Raw genomic sequence first — 20,602 nt, 5'->3', positions numbered from 1 at the left:
CCTCAGCTCAGGGCGGCGGCCGGGCCGTCGGGTCGCTGCATCCGCGCGGCGATGACCGTGTCGGCGACCTGCGCGACGTCGGCGTCGGGCAGACGGCGTCCGCCGTCCGCGGTGATGACGTGGACGACGGGGAAGATCCGTCGGGCGAGGTCGGGCCCGCCGGTGGCGGAGTCGTCGTCTGCGGCGTCGTACAACGCCTGCACGGTCGCCAGGACGCACTCGCCCTCGGTCAGGTCCTCGCGGTACAGCTTCTTCAGGGCGCCGCGGGCGAACACCGACCCGGAGCCGGTCGAGTGGAACGCGGTCTCCTCGTACCGCCCGCCGGTCGCGTCGTAGGAGAAGATCCGGCCGATGCCGGCGTCCGTGTCGTACCCGGCGAACAGCGGCACGACGGCGAGGCCCTGCATGGCGAGCCCGAGGTTGCCGCGGATCAGGGCTGCCAGGCGGTTGGCCTTGCCGTCCATCGACAGCGTGACGCCCTCGATCTTCTCGTAGTGCTCGAGCTCGGTCTGGAAGAGCCGCGTCATCTCGACCGCGATGCCGGCGGCGCCGGCGATGCCGACCGCGGAGTACTCGTCGGCGGGGAAGACCTTCTCGATGTCGCGCTGCGCGATGATGTTGCCCATCGTGGCGCGACGGTCACCGGCGACCACGACGCCGCCGGGGAAGGTCGCCGCGACGATGGTGGTCGCGTGCGGGGTGAGCGTGTCCCCGACCGCGCCGGCCGGGACCGCGCGGGCGCTCGGGAGCAGGTCGGGTGCCTGGGAGGCGAGGAAGTCGGTGAACGACGAGCCTCCGGGCGCGAGGTACGCGGCGGGCAGGCGGGGTCCGTCGGCGGTCATTCGCCGCCCTTCTGGATGAACGACTTCACGAAGTCCTCCGCGTTGGACTCCAGCACCTCGTCGATCTCGTCCAGGATGCTGTCGACGTCGTCGTCGAGGGCGTCCTTGCGCTCGGCGGCCTCGGTCGAGACCTCGGCGGTCTCCTCCGTCGTCTCCTCGGTCTGCGAGGACCTGCGGGGCTGCTTGTGCTCCTGGGCCACGGCACACCTCCTTCACCCGTCGGACGGCCGGGGCGGCATGCCCGCGACCACGTCGCCAACCTAGCGCGACGGACCGACACCGACCGCGCGACCTCGCCTGACGGACCGGCGTGGCGGATCAACCCGTGAGGGCGTCGACCAGCTGCTGGGCGTCGTCGCAACGGTCCAGCAGGTCGCCCACGTGGGCCTTGCTGCCGCGCAGCGGGTCCGTGGTCGGCACGCGCTGCAGCGAGTCGCGTCCGGGGAGGTCGAAGATGACCGAGTCCCACGACGCGGCAGCCACCTGGTCGGCGTACTTCTCCAGGCACCGGCCGCGGAAGTAGGCGCGGGTGTCGGTCGGCGGCTCGTGCATGGCGACCTCCTCCTCACCGTTTCGCAGCAAACGGCGCATCCGGCCCCCCGCCACCAGCCGGTGGTACAGCCCCTTCTCGGGCCGCGTGTCGGCGTACTGCAGGTCGACGAGGGCCAGCTTGGCGTCGTCCCAGCCGAGACCGTCGCGGGAGCGGTACTGCTCGAGCAGCCGGAGCTTGGCCACCCAGTCGAGCTCGCCGGCGAGCTGCATGGGGTCCTGCTCGAGCCTGGTCAGCACGGACTCCCAGGTCGAGAGGACGTCGACGGTCTGCGGGTCGGCGTCCGAGCCGAGGCGGTCCTCGACGTACTTGCGGGCGAGGTCGAGGTACTCCATCTGCAGCTGCAGCCCGGTCAGCCGCCGCCCGTCGGCGAGGCGCAGCAGGTGGCGCAGGGTCGGGTCGTGGGACACGTCGCGCAGCGCAGCGACGGGCGTGGCGACGGTCAGGTCGCCGTCCAGCCAGCGGTCCTCGATCATCGCCAGGACGAGGGCGGTCGTGCCGACCTTGAGGTAGGTCGAGGTCTCGGCGAGGTTCGCGTCGCCGATGATCACGTGGAGGCGGCGGTAGCGATCCGGGTCGGCGTGCGGCTCGTCGCGGGTGTTGATGATCGGCCGCTTCAGGGTGGTCTCGAGCCCCACCTCGACCTCGAAGAAGTCCGCGCGCTGGCTGATCTGGAAACCGTGGTCGCGGCCGTCCTGGCCGATGCCGACCCGGCCGGCGCCGCAGACCACCTGGCGGGACACGAAGAACGGCGTGAGGTGCCGGACGATCTCCGCGAACGGGGTCGAGCGGCGCATCAGGTAGTTCTCGTGGGCGCCGTACGACGCGCCTTTGTTGTCGGTGTTGTTCTTGTAGAGGACGATCGGCGCGCCACCCGGCAGCTGGGCCGCCCGGCGGGCGGCGTCCAGCATCACCAGCTCGCCGGCCTTGTCCCACTTCACGATGTCGAGCGGGGTCGTCACCTCGGGCGTCGAGTACTCGGGGTGCGCGTGGTCGACGTACAGCCGGGCGCCGTTAGTGAGGATGATGTTGGCGAGACCGAGGTCCTCGTCGGTCAGCTGCGAGGCGTCGGCGACCTGCCGGCTCATGTCGAAGCCGCGGGCGTCGCGCAGCGGGGACTCCTCCTCGAAGTCCCACCGCGCCCGCCGCGCCCTGGCGGACGCCGACGCGTAGGCGTTCACGACCTGCGACGAGGCGAGCATCGGGTTCGCGTGCGGCTGACCCGAGACGGTGATGCCGTACTCGACCTCGGTCCCCATCACCCGTCGCACGCTCATGCGGCGAGCCTACGCGGGTGCAGGCGGGTGCGGTGCGCGCCGGCGGGGCCCGAGGAGGGACCGAGGAGGGGCCGAGGCGGGCGCGACTGCGCCGATTCGGCACGAACGGCGCGTGGGAGACTCGCCGCCGTGACACGAGACGACCTGCCGCGGCGCGTCGCGCGGCGCACCCGCAGCGGTCTGCGTGGCGTGGTCCCTGCCCGTCGCAGCGAGGTCGAGGCCCTCCGCGAGGAGCTGACCCGGACCCGCGCGCGCGCCGAGGCCGCCGAGCAGCAGCGCGAGCGGGCACGCGCCCGGGTGGCCCGGCTGGAGAAGCGGACCCGGACCCTGCGGGCCAAGGTGGGGCGCCTGGAGGTCCGCGACGACCTCGGCTACGTCTTCATCGTCACGTACGGCCGCAGTGGTTCGACCCTGCTCCAGGGCATCCTCAACGCCATCCCGGGCTACTTGATCCGTGGTGAGAATCGGCAGACGCTGCGGCACGTCTGGGCGTTCGACGCAGCCGTGCACAAGGTTCGCCGCAACCAGCGTCGCGAGCGTCGCCGCAAGGGCATCGAGGACGGCAACGACGCCACCCACCCGTTCTTCGGCATGGATCAGCTGCCCAGCCGGCGCACCCGCCTCGCCGAGCGCAAGCTGGCGCTCGACTCGCTGCTGCGTCCCGAGCCGGGCACACGGGTGACCGGTTTCAAGGAGATCCGCTGGGACGAGCCGGACACTCCGGGGTACGTCGCGTGGCTGCGGGAGGTGTTCCCCGGCGCCCGGTTCATCGTCAACACCCGCAACCTCGACGCGGTCTCCGTCAGCAAGTGGTGGGGCAAGGACCCGGAGTCGCGGGCCCTGCTCGAGCGCACGGAGGCAGACCTGCTCGCCCTGGCCGACGAGCTCGGCGACGCGGCGTACCGGGTGCACTACGACGACTGGGTGGCCGACCCGCAGGTGCTCGAGGGTCTGTTCCGATGGCTGGGCGAGGACTTCGACGTCGACGCCGTCCGCTCGACGATGGCCCGCCCACACTCCTACTGAGCGGCTCGACGGCCGAACGACCTCCGGCCGGCGCCTCGAGGCCCTACCGACCGAGGCGCGGCCCCTCGGGGCAGCCCCCGGGGCACCGATTCGTGCGGAACGGCGTGCCGGGGCGCCCGGCGACTGCCGTTTACGCGGAAACGGCGCCGCCGGGGCCGCCCGGCGCCGGACTCAGAGGTACTGGCCGGTGTTGGAGACCGTGTCGATGGAGCGGCCGGGCTCGGTGCCCTGCTTGCCGGTGATGAGGGTGCGGATGAAGACGATCCGCTCGCCCTTCTTGCCGGAGATGCGGGCCCAGTCGTCGGGGTTGGTCGTGTTCGGGAGGTCCTCGTTCTCCTTGAACTCGTCGACGCAGGCCTGGAGCAGGTGCTGGACCCGCAGGCCCTTCTGATCGTGGTCGAGGAGGTCCTTGATCGCCATCTTCTTCGCCCGGTCGACGATGTTCTGGATCATCGCGCCGGAGTTGAAGTCCTTGAAGTACAGGATCTCCTTGTCCCCGTTGGCGTAGGTGACCTCGAGGAACCGGTTCTCGTCAGTCTCGGTGTACATCCGCTCGACGGTCGCCCGGATCATGCCGTCGACGCACGCGACGCGGTCGCCGCCGAACTCACCCAGGTCGTCGGCGTGCAGCGGGAGGCGGGGGGTCAGGTACTTCGAGAAGATGTCGCGTGCCGACTCGGCGTCCGGGCGCTCGATCTTGATCTTCACGTCGAGGCGGCCGGGGCGCAGGATCGCGGGGTCGATCATGTCCTCGCGGTTCGAGGCACCGATGACCAGGACGTTCTCCAGCGTCTCGACGCCGTCGATCTCGCTCAGCAGCTGCGGGACGATCGTGTTCTCGACGTCCGAGGAGACCCCGGAGCCGCGGGTGCGGAACAGCGAGTCCATCTCGTCGAAGAACACGATGACGGGCGTGCCCATCGACGCCTTCTCCCGGGCCCGCTGGAACACGAGCCGGATGTGGCGCTCGGTCTCCCCGACGTACTTGTTGAGCAGCTCGGGGCCCTTGATGTTCAGGAAGTAGGACTTGCCCTCCTGGCCCGTGCGGGCGGCCACCTTCTTCGCGAGGCTGTTCGCGACGGCCTTCGCGATGAGGGTCTTGCCGCAGCCGGGCGGGCCGTACAGCAGGACGCCCTTCGGCGGCTTGAGCTCGTGCTCGACGAACATCTCCGGGTGCAGGTAGGGCAGCTCGACGGCGTCCCGGATCTGCTCGATCTGACCGACGAGACCACCGATGGACTCGTAGGCGATGTCCGGGACCTCCTCGAGGACCAGCTCCTCGACCTCGGACTTCGGGACGACCTCGTAGACGTAGCCGGAGCGGGTGTCGAGCAGCAGCGAGTCCCCGGCGCGCAGCGTCACGTCGGGACCGCGCAACGGCTCGGCCAACCGGACGACGCGCTCCTCGTCGGCGTTCGCGATGACCAGGACCCGCTCGCCGTCGGCCAGCGCCTCCTTGAGCATGACGACCTCGCCGACCTGCTCGTAGTGGAACGCGGCCACGATGTTCAGGGCCTCGTTGAGCAGGACCTCCTGGCCGCGGCGCAGGTCGTCGAGCTCCACGTTGGGGCTGACGTTCACCCGGAGCTTGCGGCCGCCGGTGAACACGTCGACGGTGTCGTCGTCGTTGCGGTCCAGCACGGTGCCGAAGCCGGCCGGCGGCTGTGCGAGCCGGTCGACCTCCTCCTTCAGCTTCGTGATCTGGTCCCGCGCCTCGCGCAGGGTGGAGGCCAGTCGCTCGTTCTGGGAGGACACCGACGCCAGCGAGCGCTCGGTGTCGGCCAACCGCGCCTCGAGACCGGACGTCGACCCCGACGTGCGGCCGGACGACTGGCGGCGGCGCAGGTCCCCCACCTCGGCCTCGAGGTAGGCGACCTGACGGCGCAGCTCCGCCGCGGTCTGGGCTTCAGGCTGCTCGGGCACGACGACCACCTCCGGTAGGTCCGCTTGCTCTGGACATTACTGCCCCATCCCCGGTTGCCAAGACGTTGGACGTCTCACACGCCGGGTCGTCACCAACTCGTCACACGGCCGGCGCGCACCCGGCGCCGGCGCGGTGTCGGGCGGGGTGCTGGAGGTGCCCAGGACGCGGCCGAAGCAACACCGTTTCGGCAGAAACGGCGTCGTCCGGGCCGTCCGGGCCGCCGTTTCGCACGAATCGGCGCAGCTCCGGAGCAACGCCGGGGTGACGGCGACGGCCGGCGACCGGGTGGAGCGAGGGTCAGCGCGGGTCGTACGCCTCGGTGGTGACCTGGGGGGCGAGGTCGGGCGGGCGGGGGCCGGAGTAGTCCTCGCCGTAGGCGCCGGGGGCGGGACGACGCTTCTTGGCGGGCGCGCGCTCGCCGGGGGCCATCCGGCGGGCGGTGACCAGGAAGGCCGTGTGCCCGGTCATGGAGTGGCCGGGGCGGACGGCGAGGCCCTCGACGTGCCAGTCACGCACCAGCGACTCCCAGGCCCGTGGCTCGGTGAAGCCGCCGTGGGCGCGCAGCGTCTCGGTGATGCGGGACAGCTGGGTGGTGGTGGCGACGTATGCGCACACAATCCCGCCCGGCAGCAGCGCGTCGGCCACCTCGTCGACGCACTCCCACGGCGCGAGCATGTCCAGGACGACGCGGTCCGCGCGGGTCCCCGACTCGCGGAGCCCCTCGGCGAGGTCGCCGACGCGGAGGTCCCACGCGGGGTGGTCGCCGCCGAAGAACTGGGTGACGTTGCGGCGGGCCACGTCGGCGAACTCCTCGCGCCGCTCCCACGACACGACCCTGCCGTCGGGTCCGACGGCCCGCAGCAGCGAGCAGGTCAGCGCCCCGGAGCCGACGCCGGCCTCGACGACGTGCGCGCCGGGGAACACGTCCATCATGGCCACAATCTGGGCGCTGTCCTTCGGGTAGACCACGGCCGCGCCGCGCGGCATGGACACCACGAACTCGCTGAGCAGCGGGCGGAACACGACGTACTCGCCGCCCACCGACGACGTGACCGCGAAGCCCTCCTCGCGGCCGATGAGGTCGTCGTGCTCGATGTGACCCCGGTTGGAGAAGAACCGCTTGCCGGGGGTCAGCTCGAAGTTGTGGCGCCGGCCCTTGGTGTCGACCAGGCGGATCCACTCCCCCGCCTGCAGCGGGCCACGACGTACGCCGGCCCAGGCGGGCGCGGCCTCGAGGCCGGGCTCGGGGCTGGAGGAGCGGACCGGGTCCTCGGTGGGATCGGGGACGTCGACGGGCTGCTCGGGCATGCGCAGCAGGCTAGTGGCCGGGCGCCGCCGTCCTGCCCGGGGAGGTGGTGGGGTGGCGGTCGGTGCGACGGAACGCACGTTCGACGTCGGCGGTGACGAGGACGCCGTGCAGGCGTCCGTCGTCCTCGACCACGAGGTACTCCGGCGCGGGCGAGCGGCCCAGCGCCGCGATCAGTCCCTCCCCGGCCAGGTCGGCGGGCAGCGCGGTGCGCTCGGACAGGCTGCGGGCGACGGTCGAGATCGGCATCCACGGACGCCGCTCCTCCGGGACGGCGGCCAGTGCGGCCTCGTTGACCAGACCGGCGGGGACGCCGTCCGGGCCGAGGGTCACGATGCCGCCGGCCTCGGCCTCGTGCGCCCGCCGTACGGCCTCGGAGACGGGGAGGTCCGCGGGGACCGAGAGCGAGCGCCGCGCCAGACCGCGGACGGCGAGGCCGGGGAGGCGGCGCCGGATGCGGGCCGAGGCGATGGACGCGCCGGCGCCGGTCCACAGGAACACCGCGACGATGAAGGCGACGGCGTAGTCCACGAGCTGCGGCCTGCGACCGAGACCGAGCTCGAGCGCGACCGGCCACAGCAGGACGAGGACGGCGACGACCCGGCCACCCCACCCGGCGACGAGGGTGGCGCGGTGCTGGTCCCCGCTGAGGGACCAGACGGCGGACTTCAGCACGCGGCCGCCGTCCAGGGGTAGTCCGGGGACGAGGTTGAGGACGCCGACCAGCAGGTTGGCCCCGGCCAGTGCCTCGACCGCGAGGCGGGGCAGACCGTCGGGCGTGACGGGCAGCAGCGCCAGCGACGCGAGCCCCACCCCGATGGAGGTGAGGGGGCCGACGACGGCGATCCAGAACTCCTGGCGGGGACGGCGGGCCTCGCCCTCGATCGCGGTCGCGCCGCCGAGGAAGTGGAGGGTGATGGTGCTGACCCGGAACCCGAACATCCGCGCCACCACCGCATGGGACGCCTCGTGCAGCAGGACCGAGCCGTAGAGCAGCACGGCGAAGCCGAAGCCCACGGCGTACGCCCACACGCCCAGTCCGGGGGCCACGACCTCCGCGCGGGGCGCGACCAGGACGGCGATCAGACCGGCGACGAGGAACCAGGACCCGGAGACGAGCACGTCGCTGCCGGCGATCCGGCCGAGCCGGATCGTCCCGGGCGGGTGGGGACGGTTCTCCGGCACTCCTCGAGCCTAGCCGGGGACTGTCGGCGGGCTGTCCTACTGTCGGGGCATGGGTCCGACGGAGCTGCTCTCGACGCCGGTGGACGGCGTGGAGGTGCTGGGCTCGCTGTCACCGAGCCGGGCCGGGGACTTCACGAGCTGCCCGCTGCTGTACCGGTTCCGCACGATCGACCGGCTCCCCGAGCCGTCGTCGCCGGAGGCGGTGCGCGGCACGGTGGTGCACCGGGTGCTGGAGGAGCTGTTCGACCTCCCGGCGGCCGACCGGACGCCGGAACGGGCCCGCGGCCTCCTCCGGCCGGCGTGGGAGACCGTGTGCGACGCCGACCCGGAGGCGGCGACCGCGGTGGCCGAGCCGCTCGAGCGGTGGCTGGGCACCTGCGCGGACGCGCTGGACACCTACTTCACCCTCGAGGACCCGCGTCGGCTCGAGCCGGCCGACCGCGAGCTGTACGTCGAGACGGTGCTCGAGTCGCGGCTCCTGCTACGCGGTTTCGTCGACCGCGTCGACGTCTCCCCCGACGGTCTGGTGCGGATCGTGGACTACAAGACGGGGCGGGCCCCGAGCGAGCTGTTCGAAGCGAAGGCGCTGTTCCAGCTGAAGTTCTACGCCCTGGTGCTGTGGCGGACCCGCGGCCGGGTCCCGGCGATGCTGCAGCTGATCTACCTGGGCAACGGCGAGGTGCTGCGCTACGTCCCCGACGAGCAGGACCTGCTCGCCACCGAGCGCAAGGTCGAGGCCATCTGGGCGGCCATCCGCCACGCCGAGGCCACCGGCGACTTTCAGCCGAGCCCCGGACGCCTGTGCGACTGGTGCGCCCACCAGGCCCTGTGCCCGGCGTACGGCGGCACCCCGCCGCCCCTCCCGGCCCCCGCCGAACAGCCGGACGCTCCCGCCGCCGACCCGGCCTGAGCGCGCTTCGACGGCCCTGGGCGGGCGCGCCCGCTGCACGCCGTTTCCGCCGAATCGGCGTCCTGACGGCCCGTCGGGGCGCCGGTTCGGCAGGAACGGCGGGTCCCTCACACCTCCGCGGCCTCCTCGGGCGTGACCTCGTGCGGCGTGATGGTGCCCGCGAGGATCTCCTCGGCGAAGTGACAGGCGACGGCGTGCCCGGGGCGGAGCTCGCGCAGGACGGGTCGCTCGCTGTCGCAGCGCTCCGCCTGCCGGAAGGGGCACCGGGTGTGGAAGCGGCAACCGGTCGGCGGGTCCGCCGGCGACGGCAGGTCGCCGGTCAGGATGATCCGCTCCCGGGTGGCCTCGACGACGGGGTCCGGGACCGGCACCGACGACATGAGGGCCTTCGTGTACGGGTGCAGCGGCTCGGCGTACAGGTCGTCGGAGGGCGCCCGCTCCACGATGCCACCGAGGTACATCACGGCCACCAGGTCGGAGACGTGGCGGACGACAGCTAGGTCGTGGGCGATGACGAGGTAGGTCAGGCCGAGGGACTCCTGGAGGTCCTCCAGCAGGTTGAGCACCTGCGCCTGGATCGAGACGTCGAGCGCCGAGACGGGCTCGTCGGCGATGATGAACGACGGTTCCAACGCGAGCGCGCGGGCGATGCCGATGCGCTGGCGCTGCCCGCCGGAGAACTCGTGCGGGTACTTCGCGGCCGCGGACGACGGCAGGCCGACCTGGTCGAGCAGCTCGCGGACACGGGTGTCGGAGACCTTGCGGCGGTGCGCCCGCAACGGCTCGGTCAGCAACGTCTCGACGCTCTGCCGGGGGTTCAGGCTGGCCAGCGGGTCCTGGAAGACCATCTGCATGTCCTGCCGCTTCGCCCGCAGCGCCTCGCCCTTGAGCGACGCGACGTCGACCCCGTCGAACTCGACCCTGCCGCCCGTGGGCTCCACCAGGCGCAGGACGGCCCGGCCGAGGGTGGACTTGCCGCACCCGGACTCGCCGACCAGGCCGACCGTGCCGCCGCGCGGGACGTCGAGGTCGACGCCGTCGACGGCCCGGACCGCTCCGACCGTGCGATTGAGGATGAGTCCGTCGCGGATCGGGAAGTGCACCTCGAGGTCGCGGATGCGGAGCAGGACGTCGGGCGTGGCCGCCGTTCGTGCCGAATCGGTGCCGCCGGCGCCGGCGTCCGACGCCGTTTCGGCGGAAACGGCGTCCTCGGGGGCCGGTCCCCCGGCCGCGGCGGGCCCGGGGGTGGGGCGGGCGGTGGGGTCGCTCATGAGCCGCTCCCGGAGGGGGTGCGGGCGGCGTCCAGGGGGTGGAAGCAGCGGAGCTCCCCGTGGTCGTCCGCCTCGAGGGTCGGGGCCGTGGTGCGGCAGTCGTCGGCGGCGTTGGCGCACCGAGGGGCGAACGCGCAACCGGTGGACCACGGCAGGGTCTGGGTCGGTGAGCCCGGGATGGGGGTCAGGGGCCGCCCGCGTGGGGTGTCGAGCCGCGGGATGCTGGCCAGGAGGCCGCCGGTGTACGGGTGGCGGGGCCGGGCGAACAGCTTCTCGCGGGTGGCGGCCTCGACGATGCGGCCGGAGTACATGACGTTCACCTCGTCGCAGAGCCCGGCGACGACGCCGAGGTCGTGGGTGATCATCAGCAGGGCGGCGTCGGTCTCGGCGACGAGGTCCTTGAGCACCTCGAGCACCTGGGCCTGGATGGTGACGTCGAGGGCGGTGGTCGGCTCGTCGGCGATGAGCAGGCGCGGCCGGCACGCCAGGGCGATCGCGATGAGCACGCGCTGCCGCATCCCGCCGGAGAGCTGGTGGGGGTACTCCCGCAGGCGTCGTCCGGGGTCGGGGATGCCGACCTGGGCGAGGAGCTCACGGGCGCGGTCCTGCGACGCCGACTTGCCCAGGTCGGTGTGCCGGGTGATGACCTCGGTCAGCTGGACCCCGATCCGGACGACGGGGTTCAGGGACGTCATCGGGTCCTGGAACACCATGGCGATCTCGCGGCCGCGCAGGCCGGCCATGGCCTTGCGGTCCCGGGTCAGCAGGTCCTGGCCCCGGTAGAGCGCCTCGCCGGCGACCTTCACCCCCCGCTTGGGCAGCAGGCCCATGAGGGCGAGCGAGGTGACGGACTTGCCGCTGCCGGACTCCCCCACCAGTCCGACGTGCTGGCCGGGGCGGATGTCGAAGGAGACCTCGTCGACGGCGCGGACGGCGCGTTGACCCCGGAGCCCGAAGGTCACCGACAGGTTCCGCACCGACAGCAGCGGGACGTCGTCCCGCGTCGTGTCGGTGGTCTTCTCGGGTGCGGGGGTGCTCATCGGCGGCTCCTCGGGTCGAGCGCCTCGCGCAGGGCCTCGCCGAACAGGGTGAACCCGAGCGCGGTGATCGCGATGGCCACGCCGGGGTAGATGGCGAGCTGCGGCGACTCGTCGAAGCGGTCCTGGGCGGCGACCAGCATGCGGCCCCACTCGGCGACCGCGGGGTCCGCGGTGCCGAGACCCAGGTAGGACAGCGCCGCGACCTCGATGATCGCGGTCGCGAGGTTCAGCGTGGCCTGCACGATCGTCGGGCCGATCGAGTTCGGCAGGACGTGGCTCATGACGATGCGCCGCTTGCGCAGCCCGAGTGCGCCTGCGGCGAGGACGTAGTCCGAGCGGCCCTGCGCGAGCATCGACCCGCGCAGCAGTCGCGCGAAGATCGGCACCTGGGCGGCACCGATGGCGATCATGACCGCGTACGCCGACTGGGTGAGGATCGCGGCGACGCTGACGGCGAGCAGCAGGCTGGGGATCGACAGCCAGAGGTCGACGATCCGCATCACGGCGGTGTCGACCCACTGCCCGGCGCGGCCGCCGACGGCACCGAAGCCACCGGCCAGGGCGCCCAGGGCGGCGCCCACCACGAGGCCGATGGCGGTCGAGATGACGCCGTAGACGAGCGACTGGCGGGCGCCGTACACCAGCTGGGTCCACAGGTCGGAGCCGAAGCTGTCGAGCCCGAGCCAGTGGTCGGGCGACGGCCCGGGGACGCTGGACGGGGTGATCTCGCCGGCGTCCTGGGCGGCGCCGGGCTCGTAGCTGGTCAGCAGCGGGGCGAGGACGGCGACCGCGATGAAGGCGAGCACGATGACCGCGCCGAGGATGGCGGTGGGGTTGCGCCGCAACCGGCGGAAGGCGCCGCGCCACAGGCTGACGCCACGGTCCTCGGCGGTGGTGTCGGGGGCGCCGGTGGCGCCGCCGGGGGTCCCGGGCGCCGATTCGGGCGAAACGGCACCGCCGCCGGACGGTGGGAGCGGGATGGTCACGAGACCCTCACCCTCGGGTCGATGACGCCGTAGGCGAGGTCGACCAACAGGTTGATGAGCGAGTAGATGATGGCGATGAACAGGATGTAGCCCTGCAGCACGGGGTAGTCGCGGCGGCCGATGGCCTCGAAGAGGTACTGACCGATGCCCTGCAGGCCGAACACCGTCTCGGTGAGGACGGCGCCGGAGAACAGCAGGCCGGCCTGCAGGCCGATGGTGGTCACGACGGGCAGCAGCGCGTTGCGCAGCACGTGGCGTCGGGACACGACGCGCCGCGAGAGCCCCTTGGACTCGGCGGTCCGGACGAAGTCCTCGTTCATCACCTCCGCCACGGAGGCGCGGGTGATGCGGACGATGATCGCCAGCGGGATGGTCGCCAGCGCGATGCTGGGCAGGATGAGGTGGGCGACCGCGTTCACCGCGGCGTCCCACTCCCGCGTGAGTATCCCGTCGAGGACGTAGAAGTTCGTGACGTGGGTGGCGTCGATCGTCACGTCCTGCCTCAACGACGACGGCAGCCAGCCCAGCCACGTCGCGAAGACCAGCTTCAGCAGGATGGCGAGGAAGAAGACGGGGGTCGCGACGCCGAGCAGCGAGCCGGACACGACGGCGGTGTCGAGCAGCCGGCCCTGGTTGCGCGCGGCGAGGTAGCCGAGCGGCACCCCGACGACGACGGCGATGAGGAGCGCGGCGATCGCGAGCTCGGCGGTGGCGGGGAACTTCTCGAGGAAGGTGTCGACCACCGGGCGGTTGTCGCGGACCGAGGAGCCGAAGTCGCCGCGCAGCAGGGAGCCGACGTAGCGGAAGTACTGCTGCCACAGGGGGTCGTCGAAGCCGTAGGCCTCACGGACCCGGGCGACGGCCTCGGGGGTGGCGCGCTCGCCGAGCAGCGCGCGGGCGGGGTCACCGGGCAGCGCGCGGACCCAGGCGAACAGCAGCACCGACAGGCCGATCAGCACCGGGACGAGGAGTCCCAGGCGCCGCAGCACGAAGCGGAGCATGCGTCGAGAGCCTTTCGGGCGGGGGTGGGCAGACGTGACCGCGCCCGTCCCCGGACGGATCCGGGGACGGGCGCGGGGTGCTCAGTCGAGGGTGACGGTGTTCCAGACCTCGTCCTGGACGGGGCTGGCCTCGTAGCCGCCGACGCCCGGGCCGAACGCCAGGGACGGCACCGGGTGGGCCAGCGGCACGCCCGGGAGCAGCTCCATGACCTCGCGGTTCAGGTCCTCGTACAGCGGGGCGGCGTCCTCCACGGACGGCTCGCCGCGCGCCTCGCGCAGGCCCTGGAACAGCTGCGGGTCGTTGAAGCCCCACTCGGGCTTCTCCGAGCCGAAGAACTGGCCGATGAAGTTGTCGGTGTCGTTGTAGTCACCGGTCCAGCCGAGCAGGTGGATGCCGTGGTTCTCGGAGCCCTGGATCTTGTTCAGGTAGTCCGGGTCCCAGCGGTCCGCGACGGGCTCGACCTCGAGGCCGACCTCCTCCAGCTGCGTGCGGATGACGTTGAAGGTGTCCTCGGGCGAGGGCATGTAGGGACGGCTGACGTCCGTCGGGTAGTTGAACTCGATCGTCTCGCCCGCGGCGCCGGCCTGCTCGAGCAGCTGGCGGGCGCGGTCCGGGTCGTAGTCGTACGTCTCGACGTCGTCCGCCCAGCCGCTCACCGACGGCGGCATGAACTCGATGGCGACCTCGCTGCCCTCGGGCAGGGAGGCGCTGACGACCTCCTCCTTGTCGATCGCGTACGCGATCGCCTGGCGGACGCGGAGGTCGTCGAACGGGGCCTGCGCCTGGTTGAAGCCGAGGTAGAGGACGTTGAACGGGTCGCGGTTGACGACCTGGAAGCCCTCGTCCTCGAGGCCGGAGATGTCGGCCGGGCCGACGAGGTCGTACCCGTCGATCTCGTCGTTGCGCAGGGCGTCGGCGCGACCGCGGGGCTCCGCGATCGGGACGACGACGGCCTCGTCGATGGTGGAGGGCTCGCCCCAGTAGTCGTCGTACGCCGTCAGCGTGACGTCGGTGCCCTGGTTCCACTCCTCGAGCTGGAACGGCCCGGTGCCGCTGGGGCGGGAGGTGGCGTACTCCGTGGTCGTCGGGTTCTGGGCCCCGTCGTCCTGGTACTCCTGCAGCGCGGTGGGGCTCTGCATGGCGAACGCCGGCAGCGACAGCGCGGCGATGAAGCCCGAGAACGGCTCGGTGAGGGTGATCGTGGCCTCGTACTCGCCGTTGGTCTCGCACGAGTCGTAGATCGCGTTGTCGGCGTTGTCGCCGGTCGCGAAACCACCGAAGAGGGCGCCGTAGTAGTAGGCGAGCGACTCGACCTGCGAGGACTCGGGCAGGTTGTACCAGCGGTCGAAGTTGAAGCAGACCGCCTCGGCGTTGAAGTCGCTGCCGTCGTGGAAGGTCACGCCCTCACGCAGGGTGAAGGTGTGGGTCAGGCCGTCCTCGGACGACTCCCACTCGGTGGCCAGGCCGGTCGGGGCCGGGTCGGCGGTGCCGGGCTCGACACCGACGAGGCCCTCGAAGATCTGCCGCGACACGCGGAACGTCTCACCGTCGGAGGCGAAGAACGGGTCGAGCGTCACGGGCTCGGCCGACGCCGCGAAGCGGAACGTGCCGCCGCCACCCTCCCCGCCGCCGTCGCCGGAGGACGAGTCGCGCTCGCTCTCGGCGCACCCGGTGAGCACCACCGCGGCGGTCGCGAGACCCACCGTTGCCAGACGTACTTTCCTGCTGAGACCCACGAGCCACCTCTTGACCAGGCGCACGGGCGCGGACCGCCCGAGCAGACTGCCGGGAATCTAGTCCGCGCCCGCGTGCCGGGTCACGCCTGAACGGCCCGAACCGAGGTCACGATCGGCTCACGATCGGGTGAGCGACTCCGGGGAGCGCGGGGCGAGCCCGAGCAGGTGGTCGGTCGTCACCGTTTCGAGCGAATCGGCGAACACCAGGCCCGCCGCGGGCTCGACGGGCACGTGGTGGGGGACGACGAGGGTGGCGCAGCCGGCGGCGGCGGCGCTGGCTGCGCCTGTGGGTGAGTCCTCGACGGCGACGCAGTCGGTGGGGTCGACGCCGAGGAGCTCGGCGCCGCGCAGGTACGGGTCGGGGTGCGGCTTGCCGCGTCGTACGGCGTCGCCGGTGACGACGGCGTCGAACGTGCCGGGCGGGAGCGCGGCGACGACGGGGGCGGCGAACCGCTCCCACGACATCGTCACCAGGGCGCAGGGGACGCCGGCCTCCCGGACGGCGGCGAGCAGGTCACGGGCGCCGGGCCGCCAGGGGATGTCGGCGGTGACGACGCCGACCACGCGGTCGAGGAGCTCCTCGACGATCTCGTGCGGGGTCAGGTCCACTCCCCCGTGCTCGCGCAGGTAGGCGCCGGCGTCCAGCAGGTCCGCGCCCACCAGCGCCATCGCGTGCTCGTGGGTCCACGTGCCGCCGTGCTCGGTCACGAGCGCGTGCTCCGCGGCGATCCAGGCGGGCTCGGTGTCGACCAGGGTGCCGTCCATGTCCCACAGGACGGCGCGGGCCCTCCCCGGGCCGGGCTCGTTCATCGGGCTCACTCGTCCGGGTCGTAGCCCAGGCTCGGCGACAGCCACTTCTCGGCCGTCTGCAGGCTCCAGCCCTTGCGCTCGGCGTACTCGGCGACCTGGTCGCGCCCCAGCCGCCCCACGACGAAGTACTGGGAGGCCGGGTGGGAGAAGTACCAGCCGGACACCGCCGCGCCGGGCCACATCGCCATCGACTCGGTGAGGGTGATGCCGACCGTCTCCTCGACGTCCAGCAGGTCCCACAGCGTCAGCTTCTCGGTGTGCTCGGGGCAGGCCGGGTAGCCGGGGGCCGGGCGGATGCCGTGGTACTTCTCGGCGATCAGGTCCTCGTTGGACATCTCCTCGGTGGGCTCGTGGCCCCAGGCGCTGGTCCGCACGTGCTCGTGGAGCCACTCCGCGAACGCCTCGGCGAGCCGGTCGGCGAGCGCCTCGAGGAGGATCGCGGAGTAGTCGTCGTGCTCGGCGCGGTAGGCCTTGACCCGCTCCTCCAGACCGATGCCGGCGGTCACCGCGAACGCGCCGACGTGGTCGGGCAGGCCGGTGCCCCTCGGCGCGACGAAGTCGGCCAGCGACCGGTTCGGCACGCCCTCGCGGTGCTCGCCCTGCTGGCGCAGGTGGTGGAGCACGGCGCGGACCTCGGTCCGGCTCTCGTCGGTGTAGAGCTCGGTGTCGTCGCCCACGCCCGCGGCGGGGAAGAAGCCGTACACCGCCCTCGCGGTCAGCCACTTCTCCTCGACGACGCGGTCGAGCATCTCCTGGGCGTCCGCGTACAGCCTGGTCGCGGTCTCGCCCGTGGTCGGGTTGTGCAGGATGTCGGGGAAGCGGCCCTTCATCTCCCAGGCGTTGAAGAACGGCTGCCAGTCGATGTAGTCCCGCAGCACCGACAGGTCCTGGTCGTCGATGACGTGGACGCCGGGGTTCTTCGGCGCCGGGGGCTCGTAGCCCTCCCAGTCGATCGGGGTCGCGCGCTCGCGGGCCTGCTCGAGGGTGACCAGCGGGCGGGTCTGCTTGCCGGCGTGGCGCTGGCGCAGGCTGTCGTAGTCGGCCTTCACCGTCTCCATCAGGGTGCCGCGGCGCTCGTCGTGGAGCAGGGCAGCGGCGGTGGGCACGGAGCGCGAGGCGTCCTTCACCCACACCACCGGGCCGTCGTACGCCGGGTCGACCTTCACCGCGGTATGCGCGCGGGAGGTCGTCGCCCCGCCGAGCAGGAGCGGGATGTCCATGCCGCGGCGCTGCATCTCGGTCGCGAAGCCGACCATCTCGTCCAGCGAGGGCGTGATGAGGCCGGACAGGCCGATGATGTCGGCGTCGTGCTCCTCGGCGGCCTCGAGGATCTTGGCGGCCGGGACCATCACGCCGAGGTCGATGACCTCGTAGTTGTTGCACTGCAGGACGACGCCGACGATGTTCTTGCCGATGTCGTGGACGTCGCCCTTCACCGTCGCCAGCACGATGGTGCCGTTGGTCTCCTTCGCCTGCGCCACGGCGGGGTCCTTGGCCTTCTCCTCCTCGATGAAGGGGATCAGGTAAGCCACGGCCTTCTTCATCACGCGCGCGGACTTCACGACCTGCGGCAGGAACATCCGGCCGGCGCCGAACAGGTCGCCGACGACGTTCATGCCGTCCATCAGCGGGCCCTCGATGACCTCGATCGGGCGGCCGCCGCGGGCGGCGATCTCGCCGCGGAGCTCCTCGGTGTCGGCCTCGACGTGGGCGTCGATGCCCTGCACCAGGGCGTGGGTGATGCGCTCGCCGACCGGCAGGGAGCGCCACTCCGAGACCGTCTCCTCGACCTCTCCGGCCTCACGGTTGTAGGTCTCGGCGACCTCGAGCAGGCGCTCGGCGGCGTCGGGACGGCGGTTGAGCACGACGTCCTCGATGCGGTCGCGCAGCTCGACGTCGACGTCGTCGTACACGGCGAGCGCGCCGGCGTTGACGATGCCCATGTCGAGGCCGGCCTCGATCGCGTGCAGCAGGAAGACGGCGTGGATGGCCTCGCGGACGGGGTTGTTGCCGCGGAAGGAGAACGAGACGTTCGAGATGCCGCCGGAGACCCGGGCGCCGGGGAGGTTCTGCTTGATCCAGCGGGTGCCCTCGATGAAGTCCTGGCCGTACGCCGCGTGCTCCTCGATGCCCGTCGCGACCGCGAAGACGTTGGGGTCGAAGATGATGTCCTGCGGGTCGAAGCCGACCTCGTCGACGAGGATCCGGTAGGCCCGGCCGCAGATCTCCTGGCGGCGCGCCAGGGTGTCGGCCTGGCCGTCCTCGTCGAAGGCCATGACGACGGCCGCGGCGCCGTACTTGCGGCACAGGCGGGCGTGGGCGCGGAAGGCGTCCTCGCCCTCCTTCAGGGAGATCGAGTTCACGATCGGCTTGCCCTGGACGCACTTCAGACCGGCCTCGATGACCTCCCACTTCGAGGAGTCGACCATCACGGGGACGCGGCTGATGTCGGGCTCGGAGGCGATGAGCTTGAGGAAGCGGTCCATGGCCGCGACCCCGTCGATCATGCCCTCGTCCATGTTGACGTCAATGACCTGCGCGCCGTTCTCGACCTGCTGCAGGGCCACCGCGAGCGCGGCGTCGTAGTCGTTGTCGCGGATCAGGCGGCGGAACCTGGCCGAGCCGGTGATGTTCGTGCGCTCGCCGATGTTGACGAACAACGAGTCGGCGTCGACGGTCAGCGGCTCCAGGCCGGACAGCCGCAGGGCGGGCGGGACCTCGGCGGGCTCGCGCGGCGGCTGCCCCTCGGCCGCGCGCACCATCGCGGCGACGTGCTCCGGGGTCGTGCCGCAGCAGCCGCCCAGGATGTTGACCAGGCCGGACGACGCGAACTCGCCCACGATGCCGGCCATCTCGTCGGCGTCCTGGTCGTACTCCCCGAACGCGTTCGGCAGGCCGGCGTTGGGGTAGCACGAGACGAACGTGTCGGCGACGCGGCCGAGCTCGACGACGTACTGGCGCATCTCCTCCGCGCCGAGGGCGCAGTTGAGCCCCACGGCCAGCGGCTTCACGTGGCGGACGGAGTGCCAGAACGCCTCGGTCGTCTGCCCCGACAGGGTTCGCCCCGACGCGTCGGTGATGGTGCCGGAGATGACGACCGGCCAGCGGCGTCCGCGCTCCTCGAAGAGCGTCTCCAGCGCGAAGATCGCGGCCCGGGCGTTGAGGGTGTCGAAGATGGTCTCGACCAGCAGCAGGTCGGCGCCGCCGTCGACCAGGCCGGACGCGGCCTCGTGGTACGCCGTGACCAGCTCGTCGTACGTCACGTTGCGGGCGCCCGGGTCGTTGACGTCGGGCGAGATGGACGCCGTGCGGTTGGTCGGGCCGATCGCGCCGGCGACCCAGCGGGGCCGGTCGTCGGTCTCGACGGCGTCGGCGGCCTCGCGGGCCAGCCGGGCGGAGGCGTGGTTCAGCTCGTAGGCGACGTCCTCGAGGCCGTAGTCGGCCTGGGCGATGGACGTCGCGGAGAAGGTGTTGGTCTCGACGATGTCGGCGCCGGCGTCGAGGTACTCGCGGTGCAGCGAGCGGATCAGGTCCGGCTGGGTGAGGCTCAGCAGGTCGTTGTCGCCCTGCAGGTCGCGGTGCCAGTCGGCGAACCGCTCGCCGCGGTAGTCGGCCTCGCCGAGGACCTGGCGCTGGATGAGCGTGCCCATCGCGCCGTCGAGCACGAGCAGGCGCTGGCGCAGCGCGGCCGTCAGGGCCTCGGTGGCGTCGGGCCGGACCAACTGGTCCGCGCCCCGCTCGGCGACGGTGGACACGCGTTCCATGATCCCACCGGCCCGCGGGGTGACGTAATCGTGAACGGCGGGCGGACGGCTCCTCCTGCGGCGTCCGCGCTCCGCCTAGGCTGGAGGAGTGATCGAGATCGAGGACGTCGGCGAGCTGGTCGACCCCGTGGTGATCGCCGCGTTCGAGGGCTGGAACGACGCCGCGGACGCCGCGTCGGGCGTGGTGGACCACCTCATCAGGGCCTGGGACGCCCGCGTGGTCGGAGCCATCGACCCGGAGGACTTCTACGACTTCCAGATGCACCGGCCCCTGGTCGGGACCGATCCGGCGGGCCACCGCCAGATCACCTGGCCGAGCACCCAGATCGCCATCGCCTCGCCGCCCGACCTGCACCGCGACGTCATCCTGCTGCGCGGGATCGAGCCGAACATGCGGTGGCGGCAGTTCTGCGCCGAGCTGCTGGCGGCCTGCGACGAGCTGGGCGGCTCCCTGGTCATCACCCTCGGCGCCCTGCTCGCCGACACCCCCCACACCCGCCCGGTGCCGGTGACGGGGACCGCGACCGAGCCCGAGCTGCTCGACCGGCTCAAGGTCGAGCCGTCGACGTACGAGGGTCCGACCGGGATCGTCGGGGTGTTCGCCGACGCCTGCGGCCGCCTCGACATCCCCAACGTCTCCTACTGGGCCGCCGTCCCCCACTACGTCGCGCAGCCGCCGTGCCCCAAGGCGACCCTGGCGCTGCTCGGCCACGTGGAGGACCTGCTCGAGGTCTCGGTCCCCCTCGGCGACCTGCCCGAGGAGTCCCGCGCCTGGGAGCGCGGCGTCGACGAGCTCGCCGAGGAGGACGAGGACGTCGCCGAGTACGTCAAGGCCCTCGAGGAGGCCCGCGACACCACCGACCTCCCCGAGGCCTCCGGCGAGGCCATCGCGCGCGAGTTCGAGCGGTACCTGAAGCGGCGCGACAGCGACTGAGGTCGTCCGGGCGGCGGGGGTGCGCGCCGTTTCTGCAGA

16 protein-coding genes are annotated in these 20,602 nt (G+C 72.3%); 3 read left to right on the top strand and 13 right to left on the bottom strand.

Annotated elements, in window-relative coordinates; all coding sequences use genetic code 11:
- Window positions 1-2: 2 nt before the first annotated feature.
- From prcB to dop, 3 genes are all read right to left on the bottom strand, one after another.
- Window positions 3-842, bottom strand: coding sequence for a proteasome subunit beta (prcB, locus tag MJ876_RS09995; RefSeq protein ID WP_240236132.1), 840 nt, complete (start codon window positions 840-842; stop codon window positions 3-5).
- Window positions 839-1,042, bottom strand: a complete 204-nt coding sequence (locus MJ876_RS09990; RefSeq protein WP_240236131.1) for a ubiquitin-like protein Pup — start codon at window positions 1,040-1,042, stop codon at window positions 839-841. The genes prcB and MJ876_RS09990 overlap by 4 nt, the downstream gene beginning before the upstream one ends.
- Before the next feature lie 118 nt (window positions 1,043-1,160).
- Window positions 1,161-2,669 (bottom strand): depupylase/deamidase Dop, encoded by a 1,509-nt coding sequence (dop, locus tag MJ876_RS09985; RefSeq protein WP_275694765.1) that lies wholly within the window; start codon window positions 2,667-2,669, stop codon window positions 1,161-1,163.
- Between the two features lie 129 nt (window positions 2,670-2,798).
- Between dop and MJ876_RS09980 the strand changes: the two genes are divergently transcribed.
- Window positions 2,799-3,695 carry a sulfotransferase gene (locus tag MJ876_RS09980; RefSeq protein WP_240236130.1) on the top strand — a complete coding sequence of 299 codons (897 nt, stop codon included), beginning with the start codon at window positions 2,799-2,801 and terminating at the stop codon, window positions 3,693-3,695.
- Between the two features lie 171 nt (window positions 3,696-3,866).
- Here the strand turns inward: MJ876_RS09980 and arc are convergent, their stop codons facing one another.
- The 3 genes from arc to MJ876_RS09965 form a co-directional block, all read right to left on the bottom strand.
- On the bottom strand, window positions 3,867-5,618 hold the full coding sequence (arc, locus tag MJ876_RS09975; RefSeq protein ID WP_240236129.1) for a proteasome ATPase: 1,752 nt from the start codon (window positions 5,616-5,618) through the stop codon (window positions 3,867-3,869).
- A gap of 298 nt (window positions 5,619-5,916) precedes the next feature.
- Entirely contained in the window at window positions 5,917-6,927 is a 1,011-nt protein-coding gene (locus MJ876_RS09970) for a tRNA (adenine-N1)-methyltransferase (RefSeq protein WP_240236128.1), read from the bottom strand.
- A 10-nt stretch (window positions 6,928-6,937) separates the two neighbouring features.
- Window positions 6,938-8,110 (bottom strand): site-2 protease family protein, encoded by a 1,173-nt coding sequence (locus MJ876_RS09965; protein ID WP_240236127.1) that lies wholly within the window; start codon window positions 8,108-8,110, stop codon window positions 6,938-6,940.
- Between the two features lie 49 nt (window positions 8,111-8,159).
- Between MJ876_RS09965 and MJ876_RS09960 the strand changes: the two genes are divergently transcribed.
- Complete coding sequence (locus tag MJ876_RS09960; protein ID WP_240236126.1) at window positions 8,160-9,020, top strand: PD-(D/E)XK nuclease family protein; 861 nt, start codon at window positions 8,160-8,162, stop codon at window positions 9,018-9,020.
- A 107-nt stretch (window positions 9,021-9,127) separates the two neighbouring features.
- Here MJ876_RS09960 and MJ876_RS09955 read toward each other — a convergent pair whose 3' ends face one another.
- The 7 genes from MJ876_RS09955 to metH all read right to left on the bottom strand — a co-directional run bounded on the left by MJ876_RS09955 (window position 9,128) and on the right by metH (window position 19,629).
- Window positions 9,128-10,291 (bottom strand): ABC transporter ATP-binding protein, encoded by a 1,164-nt coding sequence (locus MJ876_RS09955; RefSeq protein ID WP_240236125.1) that lies wholly within the window; start codon window positions 10,289-10,291, stop codon window positions 9,128-9,130.
- Complete coding sequence (locus tag MJ876_RS09950) at window positions 10,288-11,331, bottom strand: ABC transporter ATP-binding protein (protein WP_240236124.1); 1,044 nt, start codon at window positions 11,329-11,331, stop codon at window positions 10,288-10,290. Before MJ876_RS09950 ends, MJ876_RS09955 begins: the two co-directional genes overlap by 4 nt.
- Window positions 11,328-12,317 carry an ABC transporter permease gene (locus tag MJ876_RS09945; protein WP_240236123.1) on the bottom strand — a complete coding sequence of 330 codons (990 nt, stop codon included), beginning with the start codon at window positions 12,315-12,317 and terminating at the stop codon, window positions 11,328-11,330. Before MJ876_RS09945 ends, MJ876_RS09950 begins: the two co-directional genes overlap by 4 nt.
- On the bottom strand, window positions 12,314-13,318 hold the full coding sequence (locus tag MJ876_RS09940; protein WP_240236122.1) for an ABC transporter permease: 1,005 nt from the start codon (window positions 13,316-13,318) through the stop codon (window positions 12,314-12,316). Before MJ876_RS09940 ends, MJ876_RS09945 begins: the two co-directional genes overlap by 4 nt.
- 81 nt (window positions 13,319-13,399) lie before the next feature.
- The gene (locus tag MJ876_RS09935) at window positions 13,400-15,022 is read right to left on the bottom strand and encodes an ABC transporter substrate-binding protein (protein WP_240236121.1); all 1,623 of its coding nucleotides are present in this window, start codon (window positions 15,020-15,022) and stop codon (window positions 13,400-13,402) included.
- 150 nt (window positions 15,023-15,172) lie between these two features.
- Window positions 15,173-15,865 carry an HAD family phosphatase gene (locus MJ876_RS09930; protein ID WP_240236120.1) on the bottom strand — a complete coding sequence of 231 codons (693 nt, stop codon included), beginning with the start codon at window positions 15,863-15,865 and terminating at the stop codon, window positions 15,173-15,175.
- 5 nt (window positions 15,866-15,870) lie between these two features.
- Window positions 15,871-19,629, bottom strand: coding sequence for a methionine synthase (metH, locus tag MJ876_RS09925; protein WP_374202467.1), 3,759 nt, complete (start codon window positions 19,627-19,629; stop codon window positions 15,871-15,873).
- A gap of 88 nt (window positions 19,630-19,717) precedes the next feature.
- On the opposite strand from metH, the gene MJ876_RS09920 reads away from it, so the two are divergent.
- Window positions 19,718-20,563, top strand: coding sequence for a PAC2 family protein (locus MJ876_RS09920; RefSeq protein ID WP_240236119.1), 846 nt, complete (start codon window positions 19,718-19,720; stop codon window positions 20,561-20,563).
- Window positions 20,564-20,602 lie beyond the last annotated feature (39 nt).

The sequence above is a fragment of the Nocardioides sp. CFH 31398 genome, assembly GCF_022436705.1.
Lineage (GTDB): Bacteria > Actinomycetota > Actinomycetes > Propionibacteriales > Nocardioidaceae > Nocardioides.
The sequence above is the reverse complement of the archived record's forward strand: the minus strand, read 5'-3'. Positions and strand labels throughout refer to the sequence as shown.